Consider the following 17,439-nt stretch of genomic DNA (forward strand, 5'->3'; position numbering starts at 1 on the left):
GGGGCGTTTTCCCGTGCAGCGGCCTGGGGTATTGCCTCAGCCGCTGGCCAGGCGGCGCGGGGCGCCTGTGGCGGCGTCGGGGCCCTGGCCGATCAGTTGGTACAGGTCCTTGATGTTGGCCGGGGTCGGCACCAGTTGGATCCGCTCGCCAATACCGTGTTCGCGCGCCTGGTCGTGCAGGTAGCGCAGGGACGAGAAGTCCTCCAGGGCAAAGCCCACCGAGTCGAACACCGTGACCTGCCGGGCATGCTCGCGGCCCGGTTCCAGGCCCTGGGCGATGCGGAAGTATTCGGTCACCGCAAAGTCCGCCGGCAACTGCTGGATATCACCCTCGATGCGCGTTTGCGGCTCGAACTCGACGATCACCCGGGCTTTGCGCAGGATCTCTGCGTGCAGCTCGGTCTTGCCCGGGCAGTCACCGCCCACCGCATTGAGGTGCATGCCGGGCTCGATCAGCTCCGGGGTGAGGATGGTGGCGTAGGCCTTGTCCGCGGTCACCGTGGTGACGATGTCGGCGCCCTTGACCGCATCGGCCACCGACTCGGCGATGCGCACCTTCAGGCCCGGCCAGGCTTGCAGGTTGTGCTTGAGCTTGCGGGAGGCGGCCGGGTCGATGTCGAAGATCCGCAGCTCGTCGATGCCGAGCATGTCGTGGAAGGCGATGGCCTGGAACTCGCTCTGGGCGCCATTGCCGATCAGCGCCATGGTTCGGCTGTCCGGGCGCGCCAGGGCACGGGCCACCAGGGCCGAGGTGGCGGCGGTGCGTACCGCGGTGGTCAGGGTCAGTTCGCTGAGCAGCACCGGGTAGCCGCTGTCCACCTCGGCCAGCACGCCGAAGGCCATGACCGTGAGCAACTGCCGGGCCGGATTGCCAGGGTGGCCGTTGACGTACTTGAAGGCGTACTGCTGGCCATCGTCGGCGGGCATCAGTTCGATGACTCCGGTGGGCGAGTGGTTGGCGGTGCGCGGGGACTTTTCGAAGGCTTGCCAGCGCAGGTAGTCGGCCTGGATATAACCGGCCATTTCACGGATCGCCCTGGCGACACCCAGGCGCTTGTACAGCGCCGCTGCCTGATCCACATCGATAAACAAGGTCATGGTGATTTCCCTCTCGGTCGGAACGTTGAACACTGCGGGGGAGCGCGCCTGGCGCGCGCTAGAGGTTGGCATGGCCGTGCAGCACATTGACCGCATTGATGCCGATCTCATCCACCATGTAGCCGCCTTCCATCACGAACAGGGTGGGCGTGCCCACCGAGGCGATGATCTGGCCCATGCCGAGAAAGTCTTCGCTTTCCAGGAGGAAGTGGCTGATGGGGTCGTCCTTGAACGTGTCCACGCCCAGGGACACCACCAGCAGTTCGGGAGCGAAGGCCCGCAACTGTTTGCAGGCCAGCTCCAGCGCTTGGCGGTAGTGCTGCCAGGTGGTGTTCTTCGGCAGGGGCAGGTTCAGGTTGCAGCCTTCGCCGGCCCCGCTGCCGCGCTCGCTGGCATGGCCCGAGAAGTAGGGGTAGGACACGGCCGGGTCGCCGTGCAGCGAGACGAAGAGCACGTCGCCACGGTCATAGAAAATGTTCTGGGTGCCGTTGCCGTGGTGGAAGTCTACGTCCAGCACCGCCACCCGCCTGGCGCCCCGGGTGATGGCGTGCTGCGCGGCGATGGCGGCGTTGTTCAGGTAGCAGTAGCCGCCCATGTATTCCCGTGCGGCGTGATGCCCCGGCGGGCGGCACAGGGCGAAGGCGCTGTCCTGGCCTTCATCGATCAGGGCCAGGGCGGTGAGGGCGATATCGGCGCTGGTGCGCACCGCATCCCAGGTGGTGGCGGTGATCGGCGAGCCGGCGTCCATGGCGAAGAAACCCAGCTTGCCGTCGATGAATTCGGGCACCTGCTGGTTGGCCAGGTCGCGCACCGGCCACACCAGGGGCAGGGCGTCGTGGCTGCGGCCGGTGGCGGTCCATTCGCTCCAGGCGTTTTCCAGGAAGCTGACGTAACGTTCGCTGTGGGCGGCCACGTAGCAGGCGCGGTCGAAGCGCCGCGGGCCGATGATCTCGCCAAGCCCCACGTGGCGCACCCGGTCTCGCACCGTGTCGGCGCGGCTGGGTTGCTCGAAGGAGGGCTTGAGCACGCCATCCTTCAATTCGGTGCCATGGTGCAGGCGGTGGGATTCGCTGAAGACGGTAAGCATGCTGAACGCATCCATTGTTATTGTCCGGTGCAAATAGTTTGTTCCGGCATGGATGCGAATTCTTTGCTTTTTGTTCGGGTGCAATTAGAGTTTTGGGTAATATTTTTCCCGTTGGTGGCTGATTGTGAAAAAAACGACTCGCAGCGTTAACCTCGACGACACCGACCTGGCGATTCTTGCGCTGTTGCAGCAGGACGCGAGCATTTCCAACGCCGAGCTCAGCGAGCGCCTGTCCCTGAGCCTTACCCCCTGCTGGCGGCGGCGCAAGCGCCTGGAGGAGGAGGGGGTGATCAGGGACTACCAGGCCAACCTCGACCGGCGCCTGCTGGGGCTGGACATCCTGGCCTTCGTCCATGTGCGGTTCGCCACTCACTCCGACCAGACCCCGGACGATTTCGAGACGGTGATCATGCGCCTGCCCGAGGTCCAGGCCTGCCACAAGATCACCGGCGACGCCGACTACCTGCTGCAGGTGCTGGCCCGTGACCTGGACAGCTACAGCGACTTTGTCGAGCACGTGCTCAGGCGCCAGCCGGGCATTGCCTCGATCCAGTCCAGCCTGGCGCTGCGCGAGGTCAAGGCCACCAGCCGCCTGGCGATTCCCCAGCCGCTACCCAGGTAGGGCGGCATCAGATTTCCGATTTTTTGTGCCGGGCTATTCAATGATTGCCCTGCAGGTACTTTCGGCGCGGTCGTGCGCTCGCGTTCCAGCGAGGCAGGCAACAGCAGTGTTGAGCAGGCCATGGATGCAGAAGCAGCAGCGCCTGGCTGCGGCGCCGCCCCGGCCCCAGGGCCTACTGAAATTCGCCGGATTCCAGGCAGAAGGCGACCAGGGCCTGGTCGCTGTCCAGGTTGAGCTTGCGGATCGCCGAGATCTTCTGCGCACTGACGGTCTTCACGCTGCGCTTGAGGTTGGCGGCGATCTGCATCATTGATTCGCCGCGCACGAAATGCCGCAGCACTTCGTATTCCTTGGGCGTAAGGCTGCTCAGGCCGTCGGCCATGGAGCGCAGCGGACTGCTGTTGAGCTCGTTCTGCACCAGGCTCGGCGGATGGTGGATGCGCCCCTGGCGGACGCTCTCAAGGGCGCTGAGCAGCTCGCTCATGTCATGGCGCTTGGGCAGTACCGAGCGCACGCCGATGTCATACAGCGCGGCCACGATCATCGGGTTGGACATCATGGTCAGCACCAGCACCTGGACCCTGGGGAAGTGCCGGATCAGGTAGGTCACCAGGCGTATGCCATCGCCGAAGGTCGGGTCGCCCTCCATGAAGTAGTCGGTGATGACCACATCGATCCGCGGGTCATCCGAGAGTTGCTGGACCAAGGCACTGGGGGTGGTGACAGCCGCCACCACCTCGTACTGGCGGGTCTTTTTCAACAGGTCGCTGACGGCAGCGAGCACCAGGGGATGATCGTCGGCCAGGGCAACGCGTATTTTTTTCATGGTGGACACGATCCATTTTCAAAAGGGAATGCGTAGAAATGCGGGTACTAGGAGCGTTCATTCGAGCTGGCTGATGTCTTGCAAGGCGTGCAGCAGCATCAGGCTATGCGCGCGCGTGGTAGCCGTCAAACCGCTCTGGCGCAAGCTCTGCCCCAAGTCGTGGACCTGCAGGATCAGCGCTTCCTGGCCAGCCACCGCCAGAGACCCGCGCACCCGGTGCAGCAACTGGAAGATGCGTTCGTAATCCTCAGCGTCCAGGGCCTGGCGCAAGTGTTCCACGTCCTGGCCCATGGTACGGGCAAACAGCTCCCGCAGGTTCGGCGGCAGGCCATCAACTGGCGTGCTGCCAGGCGCGGCTGCAGGCTCGGCGTGCGGCTCAGGGGCGAGGCTGGTGAGCCGTGCCAAGCTGGCCCGCAGGGTCTGCAACGGCACTGGCTTGACCAGCCAGGCGTCCATCCCGCAGGCCTGGCAGCGGGCTTCTTCGTCGCACATGGCATTGGCGGTGATGCCGATGATCGGCCGGTCGTCCCCGGCGGCGCGCAGGATGCAGGTGAGTTCGTAGCCGTTCATGTGCGGCATGTTGACGTCGGTCAATAGCAGGTCGTAGTCGCCGATGCGCCACAGGTCCAGGGCTTCCGCGCCATCGGCGGCCAGGGTATTGCGGCAGCCCAGTTGCTGCAGCTGATGGCTCAGGGTCGCCTGGTTGATCGGGTTGTCCTCGGCCACCAGCACGTTCAGGCCCAGGGGAGCCAGAGTGGCTATGTCCCGGGCCGGCAGTTCCGGTTCGGCAGGAGCATCGGGCGCGCCGCCCAGGGTGCGTTCCAGCAAGCGGCCGATAGCATAGTAGTCGCCGGCCTCGGCCAGGCCCGCACCGGGGGTGCGTTGCGGGCCGCCCAGGTCGATGCGCAGCAGCCCGGGGGGCAGGGCCTCGGACGCTTCGAGGCGGTCATCGAACAGTCGCAGGAGAACGCCCTGGCCCTGGGGAAGCGGGGCCGTAGCATCCACCGGGGTGGCCTGGGCGTGCCACTTCTGCAGCCACTGGCAGAGGTTGTCGGTGAGTTCGTGGTGCGGGCTTTGCACGTAGATCTGCGCGCCGCCCAGGTCGGGCTGGCGCTTGGCGTCGGGGTCGCTGGCCACCGGCAGTTCCAGCTGCATGGAGAAACTGCTGCCCAGGCCCAGCTCGCTGGTGAGGTGGATCTGGCTGCCCATCAGCGCCGCCAGCTTGGCGCAGATCGACAGGCCCAGCCCCGCGCCATGCACCGTGTGGGAGTGGGCGTCGATCTGATAGAAGGGGATGAACAGCTGCTGCTGTTCATCCTTGCCGATACCGATACCGGTGTCCGCCACCTGCAGCGCTAACAGCACCCGTCCCTGGCTGCCGGGCTTGGCCCGGGCGCGCACTATCACCTGGCCAGAGTGGGTGAACTTGACCGCGTTGCTGATCAGGTTGGTGAGGATCTGGCTGATCCGTCCCGGGTCGCCGAGCAGCGCTGGAGGCAGTTCTGGATCGATCCAGGAAAACAGCAGCAGGCCCTTGTTCCGGGCACTGTCGACAAAGCTTGCGGTGCAGCGCTGGATCAGGGCCCTGGGATCGAACAGCTGATCCTCCAGGGACAACTGGCCGGACTCGATGCGGGTGATGTCGAGAATGTCGCTGATGATCTGCAGCAGCAGCCCGGAAGACACCTGGATGCGTTCGAGCAACTGGCGCTGTTCGCGATCCAGGTCGGTCAGGCCCATCAGTTCCAGGGAGCCGAGCACCCCGTACAGTGGCGTGCGGATCTCGTGGCTCATGGTGGCAAGGAACACCGACTTGGCGCCGTTGGCCTTGTCGGCCGCCTGTTTCGCCTGGGTCAGTTGCTGCTCCATCTGGGCCCGCGCACTGAGGTCGGCAAAGGCGCAGATCAGCACGTCCTGGTTGCGGTAGCGGGTGGGGGCGAAGGCGATGTAGAACGAGCGTCCGTCGAAGCTCTGGAAGTTTTCGATCTCCCCCGGTTCCCGGGCGCGCACGATGCGCTCCAGCAATGCCGGGTCCAGACCGCTGGCGTCCAGGCTCTGGCCGACCTGGGTGGCGAACCATTTGAGGGCCAGGTTGTTGGCGAAGACGATCCGCCGGTCATCGCGGCTGAGTACGCACAGCGCCACTGGTGTGGTCTCCAGCAGGGTGCGGCTGAACTGATGGTTTTCCACCAGCTCGGCGTGAGCCTGTTGCGCCGGCGCTATGACCCGGCGCTGGTACCAGCGCGCATAGACCCTGGCGGCCAGGGGGCTGAGCAACAGCAGCAGGAAGATCGCCGCCAGGGACCAGGAGTGGCCGAGGAACAGGGTGCGGTAGCTCAACAGGTAGTAACCGCTCCAGTGGCCACTGGCGTCGTTGATCCGGAACAGCAGGCCGTCGCTGCGTACGTTGGCCCCCTCGTGCAGCGCCAGGGGCGCCGGTTCATCCCCCAGCAGCAGGCCGTCGGGCCGGCCCTGCAGCCAGAACTTGTCGTAGAAGTGCCGCCGCTGCGGCGTGGTGAAGACGTTGATGCGGTCCCTGTAGGTGAGGCAGGCAGCGTAGGTGCCGGAACTCTGCAGGCCGCTGCCGGGGGCAAGGTTGTGCAGGGCGGTGAAGGCGATCATGTGCTGGGGAAAGTCCTTGAGGCGGATCCAGCGGATCGCGTCGCTGTCGCTGCTGGTAGCGCTGGCGCGCACCGCATGCAGGCCTGCCAGGACCAGGGGGGTGGTCAGCCGCGGCCAGCGGCTGCCGATGGTGGGCACGGTAAAGCTACTGCCGGCACCGGCGTCCACCACCAGCAGGGCCGAAGCGGGAAAGCTCGAGCGTACCCAGAAGCTGGAGTAGAGATCGGCCAGGTAGCGCCCCAGGCCGGCTGCTGCGGCGCTCTGGTGGGGGCATTGGGCCAGGTCCTGGCAGACCAGGGTGAAGGGGGTTTCCACTGAGGAGAGGTTGCCCTGGAACAGGGTCGCGCCCGCCGCCTCCTGTTGCTCCATGAGGTGGAAGAGCTGCGCCGGATCCTGGTCCGCGTCCTTGTATTGCAGGCGCTTCTGGCCGGCCAGCCGTTGGAGCAGGGCTTCCTGCTCGCTCATGTAGCGGGTCAGCAGTTGGAAATCCACGGCAATCCGTTCCTGTTCCTGGCGGATGATCCGCTGGCCGCCCCAGAACAGCGCGCCGCCCATGACCAGCAGCAACGGCAGAATGAGGAACAGCACGAGATTCAATCGTCGGACGTTTTTCGCGATGCGGCGTAGCGGGATGTCTGGCATGGGAGAGAGGAGGCGGGCCGGGTAGGTGACGAAAAGGGTGGAGTAACGGTGCATCCCAGCAGTTGTGTGAAGGCGTCCAGCTCCAATGCGGCGGAAATAAGATACCCCTGGGCACTGTCGCAGCCAATCTGGCGCAGAAACTCCAGGTCACGGGCCGATTCCACGCCCTCGGCCACCACTTCCAGGCCCAGTTGCCGGCCCAGTTGCACCGCCGCCACCAGGGCTGCGGCGCGGGCATCGTCGGCTGCGGCACCATGCACGAAGTGGCGGTCGATCTTCATCTCGGTAAAGGGCGTGGAGATCAGGCTGTACATGGAACTGTAGCCCATGCCGAAGTCGTCCTGTGCCAGGCCGAAGCCTTTGAGGCGCAGGCGGCTGGCGCCCATATGATACTGCCCGGGGGACAGTGGCCGCTCGGTTTCCAGCAGCTCGAAGCAGATATCGCTGGTGGCCAACCCCGCAGCGAGGGTGATCTGCTGCAATTGGTCGGGCAGGCAGGGGTCGTCCAGCAGCCCGGTGGGCAGGTTCACCGATACGCTGAGGCGATGGCCCAGGCGTTGCCAGTGCTTTTGCGCCTGGAGGGCGTCGTCGAGCATCAGCAGCAACAGCGCATGGTCCAGCTGGCAGCGGCTGATGGAGGCGAGGAACGAATCCGGCATCAGCAGTCCGAAGGACGGACTGTTCCAGCGCACCAGGGCTTCGGCGCCGACGATCCGGCCAGTGCTCAGCGAGCGCCGGGGCTGGAACCGGGCCTTGAGCTCGCGGCGTTCGATGGCCCGCTCCAGGACCTGGCGGTCGAACACTGCCTCATGCTCGGGCCGGGCTGCCGGCACCGAGCCCTGGCTGTTGCCGATGATGGCGCTGATCTGCTCGACGTGGATCGCTTCCAGGGGCTTGGGGAAGGTGCCGAGTACCGCCAGGCCCTTCTCCTTGGCCATCAGGCTGACGCTGTTCATCAACCGCCGCGAGCAGGACGAGACGATGGCCAGGATCGGCACCTGGTCGACACCGGTCAGGGCATGGATGAACTGCACCCCATCCATTTCCGGCATGTGCAGGTCCACCAGCACCAGGTCGTAGACCTGCCGGTGCAGCATGGCCAGGGCCTGGCGCGCATCCAGGGCGCTGTCCACCCGGCCGAACCCGGCCGCCTGCAACAGGTGCCGGGCCTGCAGGCAGTGGATCGGATGGTCGTCCAGTATCAGGACTCGCAGGGGCTTGAGCATGCTCAAATGACTTTCCTCTTGATGGATTGCAGTACCTCGCTCAAGGCGTCCAGGGGTACCGGCTTGATCAGCAAATGACGGATTCCGGCCGACTCGCAGTGGCTGCGCAGCGCCGGGGAGAGCTCACCGGTGATACCGATGATGGGGCCGCAATACCCTCGCTCGCGCAGGGTGCGGGCAAACGACAGACCGTCCATGTGTTCCATCTGCAAGTCGGTCAGCACGCCGTCGAAGGACAGCAGGTCGGTGCGTTTCAAGGCATCGACGGCGCTGGCGCAGGCCACCATCCGGTTGCCCAGGTAGCGGCCCTGCTGAAAGATCACCTGCAGCGACAGGGGGCTGTCGTCCACCGCCAGCAGCTTGAGGTCCAGGCTCGGGGCCAGGGCTTCGGGAGAGGCGAAGCACCGTTCGGCGACGATGCCGGACTGGGCCTGGGCCACGGCGTTGCGCAGGCTGTCGAGGCTGAAGGTGCGGGCCACCCAGCTGTCGCCGGCCTGGCGCTGCGGCGGGCCCATGCCGGGTGCGTGCATGAGCACCCGCGGGCCGCTCCAGGCCACTGGCCGCGAGGGGCCAAGAAAGGCTTCCACCAGCACCGCCTTGCGGGTTGGCGGGTCACGTTCGGCCACATAGGGAATGGCCAGGGCGCCCCAGCGACGCAACCAGTGGCAGAGGTTGAGATTCACTTCCTGGATATCCCCGCGCACATACACCGGGGTCACCCCCAAGCGCGGCAGGTCCGGCGCCGGGGCGGCGGTGCTGGGCTCCAGGGCCAGGCTGAAACTGAAGCTGGAGCCCAGGCCCGGTTCACTGATGGCGCTCAACTGGCCCTGCATCATCGTCGCCAGCCGATGGCAGATGGCCAGGCCCAAGCCGGTGCCCGAGGCCTTCTGGCCCAGCCAGCTGGGCACCCGGTAATAGGGTTCGAACAGGTTGGCCTGGAACTCCGGGGCGATTCCCGGGCCGCTGTCCACCACCTGAAAGCGCAGGCGGGGCGTCTGGCCCGGGTCCGCCTCGGCATGCAGGCGCAGCACCACGTGGCCGGACTCGGTGAACTTGATGGCGTTGCTCACCAGGTTGTTGAGGATCTGGCGAATGCGTTCGCCGTCGCCCACCACTCGCTCGGCGACATTCGGGTCCAGGGTCACGTACAGGCGCAGGCCCTTGCTGCGGGCCCGGGCCGAGTAACTGAAGGCCACTTCTTCCACCAGCCGCACCGGGGAGAAGGGGGCGCTGGTGAGGCTCAGGCGGCCGGACTCGATCAGTGACATGTCGAGGGTGTCGTTGATGGTTCGCATCAGCACCGAGGATGCTTGCTGGGTAGCTTCCAGGTAATCGCCCTGCTGGGCGCTGAGGGCGGTGGTGCGGAGCATTTCCAAGGAGCCGAGGATGCCGTACATGGGCGTGCGGATCTCGTGGCTCAGGGTGCTGAGGAACAGGGTCTTCTCGCAGTTGGCCTGGTCCGACAGCTGCTTGGCCTGCAGCAGCGACTGCTCGGCCACCTTGAAGTCGGTCACGTCGCTGATGCAGCACAGCACCGCCGCCACGCCGTTGTAGCCGGTGGGCGCGCAGGTCAGCTGGATGAAGGTGCCGTCGTCCAGGGCATGTTCGATGGCATGCACCCGGGCAGGCGGCTCGCCGAGGATGCGCTCGCGCAGGCCGGGCACCGAGGCGAGCCAGCGGCGCCCGGATTCATTGCACAGGATCAGCCGGCCGTTGTCGCGCCGCATCAGGCACAGGCCCACCGGAGCCACCTCGATGAAGCGCCGGTTGAGGGACACGCTGTCTGCCAGGGCGCTGTAGTGGCGCACTGCGGGTTCCACCAGGCGCAGGCGGATGTAGCGCGCGCCGAGAAAGATCACCGCGAATAGAAGCAGGGTCACCAGCAGGGTGGTGTACAGCGGGCCACGGCTGTCGCGCAGCAGTTGGCTGACCGGTGCGTAGTACACCAGGCGCCAGCCGGCGTTGCCCACGGATTTATTGAGCACGATGTAGTCGGGCAGCCCGCCCAGGCGGTGCAGGCCGAAGGAGTCCTCGTCGGCCTGCAGGCGCGACAGGCTGCCGGGCACTTGCCAGTTGGCGCTGTGCAGCACCAGTGCGCCGTCGGCGTCATACAGCAGGTATTTGCCCTGGTGCAGGCCCATGGGGTCCAGGGCCAGGTCGATCTCGGTGAGCTCCAGGCCCAGCCAGCCCTCGCACGCGTTCTGATCGTCCACTGGGCGCAACAGGTACACCTGCTTGTTGCCGTCGATGCTGGCCCAGTACCACAGGGTCCGGGCCTCGGGGTGTCGGGCCAGCAGGTCCTGCACCGCACGCTGGTCGAGCTGGCGCAGCCAGGGCGCGTCCACGGCCCTGCTGGGGGGCTGGCCGGTGTCGGTGGCCGCTGGCTCGTAGAGAGTGCTGACCAGGCCCTGTTCCGGCAGCAGGTACAGCAGCTGGCTTTGCGTGCTGCCCACTTCCATCAGGTCGCGGGCAGTCAGGACCAGGGCCCAGCGCCTGGAGGGAGTACTGCCGAAGGGCAGTACTCGCAGTTGTTCGTTACTTACCAGAAAGTTGCGCGACGTTGAACTAAGGTGGTCGTCGCTAGTACGCACGGCCGAAGAAGAAATGGCCTTCAACAGGCTTTCCCGTTGATTGAAGAATTGTTGTGCGTTAAATGCCGCTGCGTTCATTTGCCGGCGGTAGTTGGAAAGGGTTTCATTAAGTGACCAGTGAATCACGAAACCGGCAATGATCAGGATGCAGGACAGCAGGCTGTACATGAAAAGGCGCAGCAGGACCACCGGGATATAGGACCCGGAGAAGTGGCTGGCAAATGCAGGGAAGTGGGCTTTTTTATGCATCGGCCCATAGTAAGGAGAACTATCTATATCCCTCTTCAGAATATTCTTAATGCCAGAGGCTTTAAGAAGATTCTCATTTTTTAGTTCGCCTATTGACTTCAGGCTTTCGGCCCTATTGTGCTCTAACGCAAAGGTTTGAAAGTTATGGTTCTGGTTAAGAAAACGACAAGTCTCGCGGTCAGCTCCGCGCTGTCGTTGATGACGCTTGTTGCTCAGTCTGCAACCGCTGCTGATTATGAAAAAATCGACTTGTCCTCGCCCGAAGGTGAATCCCTGACCCTGGATGATGCGTCTGTCGATTACACCGGCCGTGGGCCGGCGGTGCGGGTCAGCGGCGCTCAGAACCAGTTGCAGGGCCAGGGCTACGATATCCGGGCCACGGCGGAAAGCACCAACAGCGCGGTGGTGGGCGTGCAGGTGGACGCCGGTGGCAAGGTCGAACTGAGCGGCGTGACCATCAGTACCGGTGGCTCGGATCTCGCCACCGGGGCCCAGGTCACTGGCGCCGGCAGCCAGTTGACCCTGAACGATGTGCAGATCACCACCAGCGGTAACCAGAGCCGCGGTGTGGTGGCCAGCGCCGGCGGCCAGGTGCAGGTGGCCGGCGGTTCCATCACCACCTCGGGCAACCAGGCCGATGTCTTGTTCGCCTCCGGCAAGGGCTCCAGCATCCAGGCCTCGGACTTGACCCTGACCGCCACTTCGACCGGCTCGGTCAATGCGGTCCGCGTCGCCGATGGAGCGGCCATCGAGCTGCAGCGTGTCAGCATCCAGTCCAGCGGCTTAGTTGGCGCGGTGGCCGTGGAAGGGGTCGGCTCCTCCCTCAGCGCCGATGGCGTCGACATCACCGCCAAGAACAGTCGTGGCATTGGTGTGACCAGCGCCGCCCTGACCTTTCGCAACGGCAGCATCACTGCCAAGGGCGACGGCATCACCTTGAGCAGCCTGTATCAGAAACCGGGCGGCACGGCGGTGGTCAGCCACAGCCAGATCACCTCGCAGAGCGGTTACGGCATCAACGTCAACGCCAAGCAGGCCAGCGCCGACCTGGACAACGTGCAGATCACCACCCTGGGCAACTATGGTTTGGCGATCTGGATGCCGGGCAGCAACACTCGGGTGGACGTCAAGGACAGCATTCTGCAAACCCGTGGCCAGAGTGCGGTGGCCATCGACAACCGTGGCGGCGTGTTCACCATGGACGGCGGTTCCATCAGTACCCTTGGCGACAATTCCCATGCCCTGTACGCCTCGCCAGACACCACAAACAGCCCCGGTGCGGTGTTCAACGTCAGTCGCGTGCTGATCGAAACCAGCGGCCGGGGCTCCGTGGGGGCACTGGCACGCATGGGGGGGGCGAGCATCAGCCTGAGCAACAGCGGCATCGTCACCCACGGCGACCAGGGCTATGGTCTGTTCGCCTCGGGCCGCGGTGCCAGCGTGGAGCTGCAGGACAGCGATGTGCAGACCGCCGGCGAGCAGGCTCACGGCCTGGCCATCAGCAACAACGCCACGACCCGCTTCCAGGGCTCGACCGTGGTCACCAACGGCAGCAACGCCCATGGCATCGTCAGTTTCGCCACCGGCGCCGGGGTGGTGAACGATGTGGAGGTCACGTCCAGCCATATCCAGGCTGAAGACGGCGCCGGCATCCTGGTCAACGGCGGTGGCCTGACCACGCGCTTTACCGACAGTAGCCTGGTGGGCCGCAGCGGTGGCGAGCAAGGCACCGCGCTGTGGATCACCGACCGCTCCGACGGGGTGCTGGCCGGTGCGGTGCAACTGGACGCCGTGCGCTCGAACCTGTTCGGTGATGTGCTGGTGGACGGCGGCAGCCTGCAACTGTCCCTGGCCGACCACTCCAGCCTGGACGGGGCGATCAAGGGCGGCAGCCGTGATACCCAACTGAGCCTGGACGACAGCAGCGTCTGGACCCTGCGCGGCGACTCCCAGCTCACCCGCCTGGCCAACAACGGCGTGGTGGAGTTCGCCGATCCCGGCCTGGCGGGGGCCTTCAAGCAGTTGCAGGTCAGTGGCGACCTCGAAGGCGACGGCCACTACATCATGAACACCGACCTGGGCCGGCAGCAGGGTGACCGGTTGATCGTCGGTGGCCAGGTCACCGGCAACAACGACATCCTGGTGCGCAACTCCGGCAGCGAGCCGGGGGCCGAGGGCCAGAGCCTGACCCTGGTGCAAAGCGCCGGCGGCGCGGGTTCGTTCAGCCTGGCCAACCGCGACGGGGTGGTGGATGCGGGGACCTATCGCTACGGTCTTGCGGCCGATGCCCAGGGCAACTGGAACCTGGTGAACGTCGGCCGTACCCAGCCGGCGCCGGGGCCGGACAACCTTTCCACCGGCGCCAGCGCGGCGGTCAACAGCAGCGCCATCGCCACCTTGCGGGCCACCTGGGATGCCGAGCGGGCGACCCTGGTACAGCGCCTCGGCGACCTGCGCCAGGGGGCCGATCGCCAGGGTCTGTGGATCCGTGGTTTCGGCCAGCAGCAATCCCTGGACAACGGCGTCGGCCGGACGTTTTCCCAACAGGTGCAGGGCACGCAACTGGGCATGGACACCCGGCTCGACACCGCCGGTGGCACCCTGGTGCTTGGCGCGCTGGCCGGCTACAGCCAGACCGACCGCAACTTCAAGGGCGAGGGCAGCGGCAAGCTCGACAGCTACCACCTGGGCGGCTATGCCACTTATCTGGATGACTCGGGCTGGTACACCGACACCTTGCTGACCCTGAACCGCTGGTCCACCCGCCTGGATGTATGGGGCACCGACGGCGCCAAGGTCTCCGGGCATTCACGCAGCAAGGGCGCGGGCCTGTCGGTGGAAGCCGGCAAGCAGATCGATCTGGGCAACCGCTGGTTCGTCGAGCCCCAGGCGCAGGTTTCCATGCTCTATGCCCGCTCCGACAACTACCGCCTGGACAACGGCTTGCAGGTGCAGCCCGGCGATGGGCTGTCGACCCAGATCCGCACCGGTGCCCGGGCTGGACGCAACCTGCAGCTGGAAGATGGCACACGCTTGCAGCCCTACCTCAAGGCTGGCTGGGTCGAGGATCTGTCGGCGCAGAACAAGGTCCGCACCAACGGCATCGCCAGCCGTCCCGATGGCAACGGCGGTGGCTGGTATGCCGGGGTTGGCGTGACCGGTGAGCTGAGCCGCCAGCATCAGGTGTATGCCGAGGTCGAGACCAGCGAAGGCTCGAACATCGACCGGCCCTGGGCCGCCAACCTCGGTTACCGCTTCACGTTCTGAGGGGCACTGGCGCTCGCCGCGAGCGTCTGGCGCACCCCTTCGGTATAGGACGTCTTGGCGATCGGCCCGATCAGAGCTTGCAGGGCCGAGTCGTCGAGGATCAGTGGCGAGCTGATCAGGTAATGCATCTCCACCATCTCGCGCAGCAGCGGGTCGAACAGCCCCAGCAGGCGCAGCAGGGGCTTGCCGATCACCCGCTGCTTGAAGCGGGCACCGCCGTGCTGCCGGATCAGCTCCAGCAGCTCGCGCTGGCTGGTGACCCCGGCGCCGCCCAGGTGCCAGGTCTTGCCGAAGGCCTCGGGCTGCTGGATCAAGCGGCAGACCACCGGCCCCACGTCGGGAACGAAGACAAACTCATGGGGCCGGTCCAGGGGGCCTACCAGGTTCGCCGTGCCGCCCTGGACCGCGGCCTGGAACGCGCCGTGCAGCAGGCTTTTATCGACCCCGGGCCCGTAGAAGTCCGGCAGGCGCAGCACCGTGGCCTGGATCTTGCCGGCGGCATGGGCCTTCCATAGCAGGTCTTCCTGGGCCTTGCGCATGCGGCCCTTGAAGCTGTTGGGCTGGCGCGGATGCTGCTCCGCCACCGGGTTGCTGCGAGCCATGCCGTAGGGATAGACGGTGCCGATCAGCAGGATCCGGCGCACCCCGGCGGCGATGGCGCCGTCCAGGGTCTGGCGCATCAGTTGCGGGTGCAGTTCGAAGCGCCAATAGTCCACCCCCACCAGATAGACCAGGGTGTCGATGCCGGCTGCGGCAGCCTCGACCGAGGCGGGCTGGGCGGGGTCCCAGGTGACCGGCTCGGCCAACGGGTCGGCGCCATAGGCCTTTAGCAGGCTGCTCTGGCTGCGGCCCACCACGCGGTAGGGCTGGCCCTGGCTGCGCAGGGTCCGGGCAATGCTCTGGCCAATGGCGCCGACGGCGCCGAACAAGGCGACTTGGGGCATGACGGGGTTCCTCGTGGATGAACAGAGCTTGCAGAGTGCGAGTTCCTCGGCTAAATGGAAATTACCCAGACTTCGATGGTTTCTATAAAAAAAATGCATAGCCCCACGGATACTCCCCCCCACTGGGACTGGTACCGCACCTTTCTCGCAGTGCTGGACAGTGGCTCCCTGTCTGCCGCCGGCCGTGCCATGGGTTTGACCCAGCCCACGGTGGGCCGGCATATCGACCAGTTGGAAGCGGCCCTGGGCCTGAAGCTGTTCACCCGTTCCTTCGACGGATTCGCCGCCACGGAAGCGGCGCTGGAGCTCAAGCCCTACCTGCTGCAGCTGGCGGCGGGGGAGGCGGCCTTGCGCCGGGTGGCCAGCAGCCATGGCGCCGGGGTGCAGGGCAGTGTGCGGATCTCGGCCAGCGAAATCATCGGGGTGGAGGTGTTGCCGCCGATTCTCGCCACCTTGCGCCAGCAGCATCCGCAGTTGGTGGTGGAGCTGGTGCTGTCCAACCGTGCCGACGACCTGCTGCAACGCCAGGCCGATATTGCCGTGCGGATGTTCCGCCCGACCCAGGAAGCGCTGCTGGTGCGCCGGGTCGCCGACATCGAACTGGGCCTGCATGCCCACCGGGACTATCTGCAGCAGCAGGGCACGCCGCTCTCGCTGGAGCAGTTGGCCGGGCACGCCCTGATCGGCTTCGACCGTGAAACCGCGTTTATCCGCCGCCTGCAACAGCAGTACCCGATGCTGGCCCGGGGCGCCTTTGCCTGGCGCAGTGACAGTGACCTGGCGCAGTTGGCGGCATTGCGTGCGGGGTTTGGCATTGGTGCCTGCCAGGTACGCCTGGCCGAAGCTGATCCACGCCTGGTGCGGGTCCTGGCGGAGCAGTTCGCACCGAGCCTGGAAGCCTGGGTGGCGATGCATGAAGACCTGCGCAACAGCCCGCGCTGCGCGGTGACCTTCGCCGCGCTGGTGCAGGGGCTGACGGCCTATGCCGGGGGCGGTTGACCGCCAGGGTATCGGCAAGGGTTGCCAGGTGGCCCCGGCAGCGGTTTATCATACACTGTATGTTTAAGCCCCCAGGAGGCAACGCCCATGGCATTCGGCAAGGTATTCATCGCCACCTCGGTCGATGGTTTCATCGCCCGCAACGACGGTGCCATCGACTGGCTGCCCAGTGGCGAGTCCGGCGAGGACTACGGCTACGGCGCCTTCATGGCGTCGGTGGACGGAATTGTCATGGGCCGTGCTACCTACGACAGCGTGCTGGGTTTCACCCCCTGGCCTTTCGACAAGCCGGTGGTGGTGCTCAGCCGCACCCTCAGCACGCAGGACGTGCCGCAGCGCCTGGAGGGCAAAGTACGCATCAGCGCGCTGCAACCGGTGGAGCTGGTGGCGCAGTTGCGGGCCGAGGGCTGGAGAACCGCCTACATCGATGGCGGCACCCTGATTCAAGCCTTTCTCCTGGCCGGGCTGATCGATGAAATGACCCTGACCCGGGTGCCGGTGCTGCTGGGCACGGGCCGCCCCCTGTTCGGCGCACTGCCCCGGGACCTGCACCTGCGCTGCGTCGATTCCCGGTGGTATCCGGATGGGCTGGTGAGCACCCGCTACCGGGTGGAACGAGGCGCCGTCCATGACTGATCGGCCCAAGCGCAGCGGCCGCCCTGCCGCAGGGCGTGAACTGAGCCTGGACCAGGTCCTCGACGTGGGCCTGGAGCTGCTGGAAGAGCTGGGGCCCCAGGGGTTCGGTGGCCGGGCCCTGGCGCGGCAGCTGGGGATTACCCCGATGTCGGTGGCCTACCACGTGGGCGACCAGCGCAACCTGATGCGCCTGCTGGTGGAGCGGGTGCACGCCGAGCCGCTGGCCGAGCCGGCAGCGCAGTTGCCACCCGAGGCAAGAATCCAGGCGCTGTTGGGGGAGTACATGGCCCGGGTCCGCCGCCATCCGGCGCTGACCCTGTGCGTCCTCGGTGACCCGCAGCTGTTCGGCGGCTCCCTGGCCACCTTCAGCCAGCGCTTGCGCGAGGAAGTACGGGCCTTCGATGCAGACCCGGCGCTGTTCGACCTGCTGGTGGACTACAGTCACGGCCACGCCCTGGCGCTGGCCCTGGCCGGGGAGGGCGCGCAGGCGCTGGAGGGCGCTTTCGAAGCGGGGCTGCGCCGCTTGCTGCGCTAAGCGGCTTGCTACAGGGCGCCGGCGAGCATCGCGGCAAAGCGCCGGGCTGGCCATTCCTTGCGGTCCGACACCTGGCCTTTGCCCATTCCAGGGCA

12 protein-coding genes are annotated in these 17,439 nt (G+C 66.1%); 5 read left to right on the forward strand and 7 right to left on the reverse strand.

What is annotated here, in order from left to right:
* Positions 1 to 36: 36 nt before the first annotated feature.
* Both ocd and AC1RL5_RS01050 read right to left on the reverse strand, forming a co-directional pair.
* The gene (gene ocd / locus AC1RL5_RS01045) at positions 37 to 1,098 is read right to left on the reverse strand and encodes an ornithine cyclodeaminase (protein WP_492589034.1); all 1,062 of its coding nucleotides are present in this window, start codon (positions 1,096 to 1,098) and stop codon (positions 37 to 39) included.
* A gap of 58 nt (positions 1,099 to 1,156) precedes the next feature.
* Positions 1,157 to 2,185, reverse strand: a complete 1,029-nt coding sequence (locus AC1RL5_RS01050; protein WP_492589033.1) for a histone deacetylase family protein — start codon at positions 2,183 to 2,185, stop codon at positions 1,157 to 1,159.
* Positions 2,186 to 2,309: 124 nt separating this feature from the next.
* On the opposite strand from AC1RL5_RS01050, the gene AC1RL5_RS01055 reads away from it, so the two are divergent.
* A complete protein-coding gene (locus AC1RL5_RS01055; protein ID WP_011061915.1) occupies positions 2,310 to 2,807 on the forward strand; it encodes an Lrp/AsnC family transcriptional regulator in 498 nt (165 codons plus the stop codon).
* A gap of 172 nt (positions 2,808 to 2,979) precedes the next feature.
* On the opposite strand, the gene AC1RL5_RS01060 is transcribed toward AC1RL5_RS01055, so the two are convergent.
* From AC1RL5_RS01060 to AC1RL5_RS01075, 4 genes are read right to left on the reverse strand one after another with little or no spacing between them, the layout of a single operon-like run.
* Positions 2,980 to 3,633 (reverse strand): response regulator, encoded by a 654-nt coding sequence (locus AC1RL5_RS01060; protein WP_072449965.1) that lies wholly within the window; start codon positions 3,631 to 3,633, stop codon positions 2,980 to 2,982.
* A gap of 57 nt (positions 3,634 to 3,690) precedes the next feature.
* A complete protein-coding gene (locus AC1RL5_RS01065) occupies positions 3,691 to 6,843 on the reverse strand; it encodes a hybrid sensor histidine kinase/response regulator (RefSeq protein WP_258028824.1) in 3,153 nt (1,050 codons plus the stop codon).
* 5 nt (positions 6,844 to 6,848) lie between these two features.
* Positions 6,849 to 8,123, reverse strand: a complete 1,275-nt coding sequence (locus tag AC1RL5_RS01070; protein WP_072449967.1) for an EAL domain-containing response regulator — start codon at positions 8,121 to 8,123, stop codon at positions 6,849 to 6,851.
* 2 nt (positions 8,124 to 8,125) lie between these two features.
* A complete protein-coding gene (locus AC1RL5_RS01075; RefSeq protein ID WP_492589032.1) occupies positions 8,126 to 10,963 on the reverse strand; it encodes an ATP-binding protein in 2,838 nt (945 codons plus the stop codon).
* Between the two features lie 249 nt (positions 10,964 to 11,212).
* On the opposite strand from AC1RL5_RS01075, the gene AC1RL5_RS01080 reads away from it, so the two are divergent.
* Complete coding sequence (locus AC1RL5_RS01080) at positions 11,213 to 14,230, forward strand: autotransporter outer membrane beta-barrel domain-containing protein (RefSeq protein ID WP_072449973.1); 3,018 nt, start codon at positions 11,213 to 11,215, stop codon at positions 14,228 to 14,230.
* Here AC1RL5_RS01080 and AC1RL5_RS01085 read toward each other — a convergent pair.
* The gene (locus tag AC1RL5_RS01085; protein WP_072449975.1) at positions 14,212 to 15,174 is read right to left on the reverse strand and encodes an SDR family oxidoreductase; all 963 of its coding nucleotides are present in this window, start codon (positions 15,172 to 15,174) and stop codon (positions 14,212 to 14,214) included. The genes AC1RL5_RS01080 and AC1RL5_RS01085 overlap by 19 nt on opposite strands.
* A 93-nt stretch (positions 15,175 to 15,267) precedes the next feature.
* On the opposite strand from AC1RL5_RS01085, the gene AC1RL5_RS01090 reads away from it, so the two are divergent.
* The 3 genes from AC1RL5_RS01090 to AC1RL5_RS01100 all read left to right on the forward strand — a co-directional run bounded on the left by AC1RL5_RS01090 (position 15,268) and on the right by AC1RL5_RS01100 (position 17,344).
* On the forward strand, positions 15,268 to 16,173 hold the full coding sequence (locus AC1RL5_RS01090; RefSeq protein WP_145711766.1) for a LysR family transcriptional regulator: 906 nt from the start codon (positions 15,268 to 15,270) through the stop codon (positions 16,171 to 16,173).
* Between the two features lie 87 nt (positions 16,174 to 16,260).
* The gene (locus AC1RL5_RS01095) at positions 16,261 to 16,809 is read left to right on the forward strand and encodes a dihydrofolate reductase family protein (RefSeq protein WP_072449978.1); all 549 of its coding nucleotides are present in this window, start codon (positions 16,261 to 16,263) and stop codon (positions 16,807 to 16,809) included.
* A complete protein-coding gene (locus AC1RL5_RS01100; RefSeq protein WP_072449982.1) occupies positions 16,802 to 17,344 on the forward strand; it encodes a TetR/AcrR family transcriptional regulator in 543 nt (180 codons plus the stop codon). The genes AC1RL5_RS01095 and AC1RL5_RS01100 overlap by 8 nt, the downstream gene beginning before the upstream one ends.
* The last annotated feature ends 95 nt before the right edge of the window (positions 17,345 to 17,439 follow it).

The organism is Pseudomonas sp. GW822-FHT06D10 (assembly GCF_058799535.1).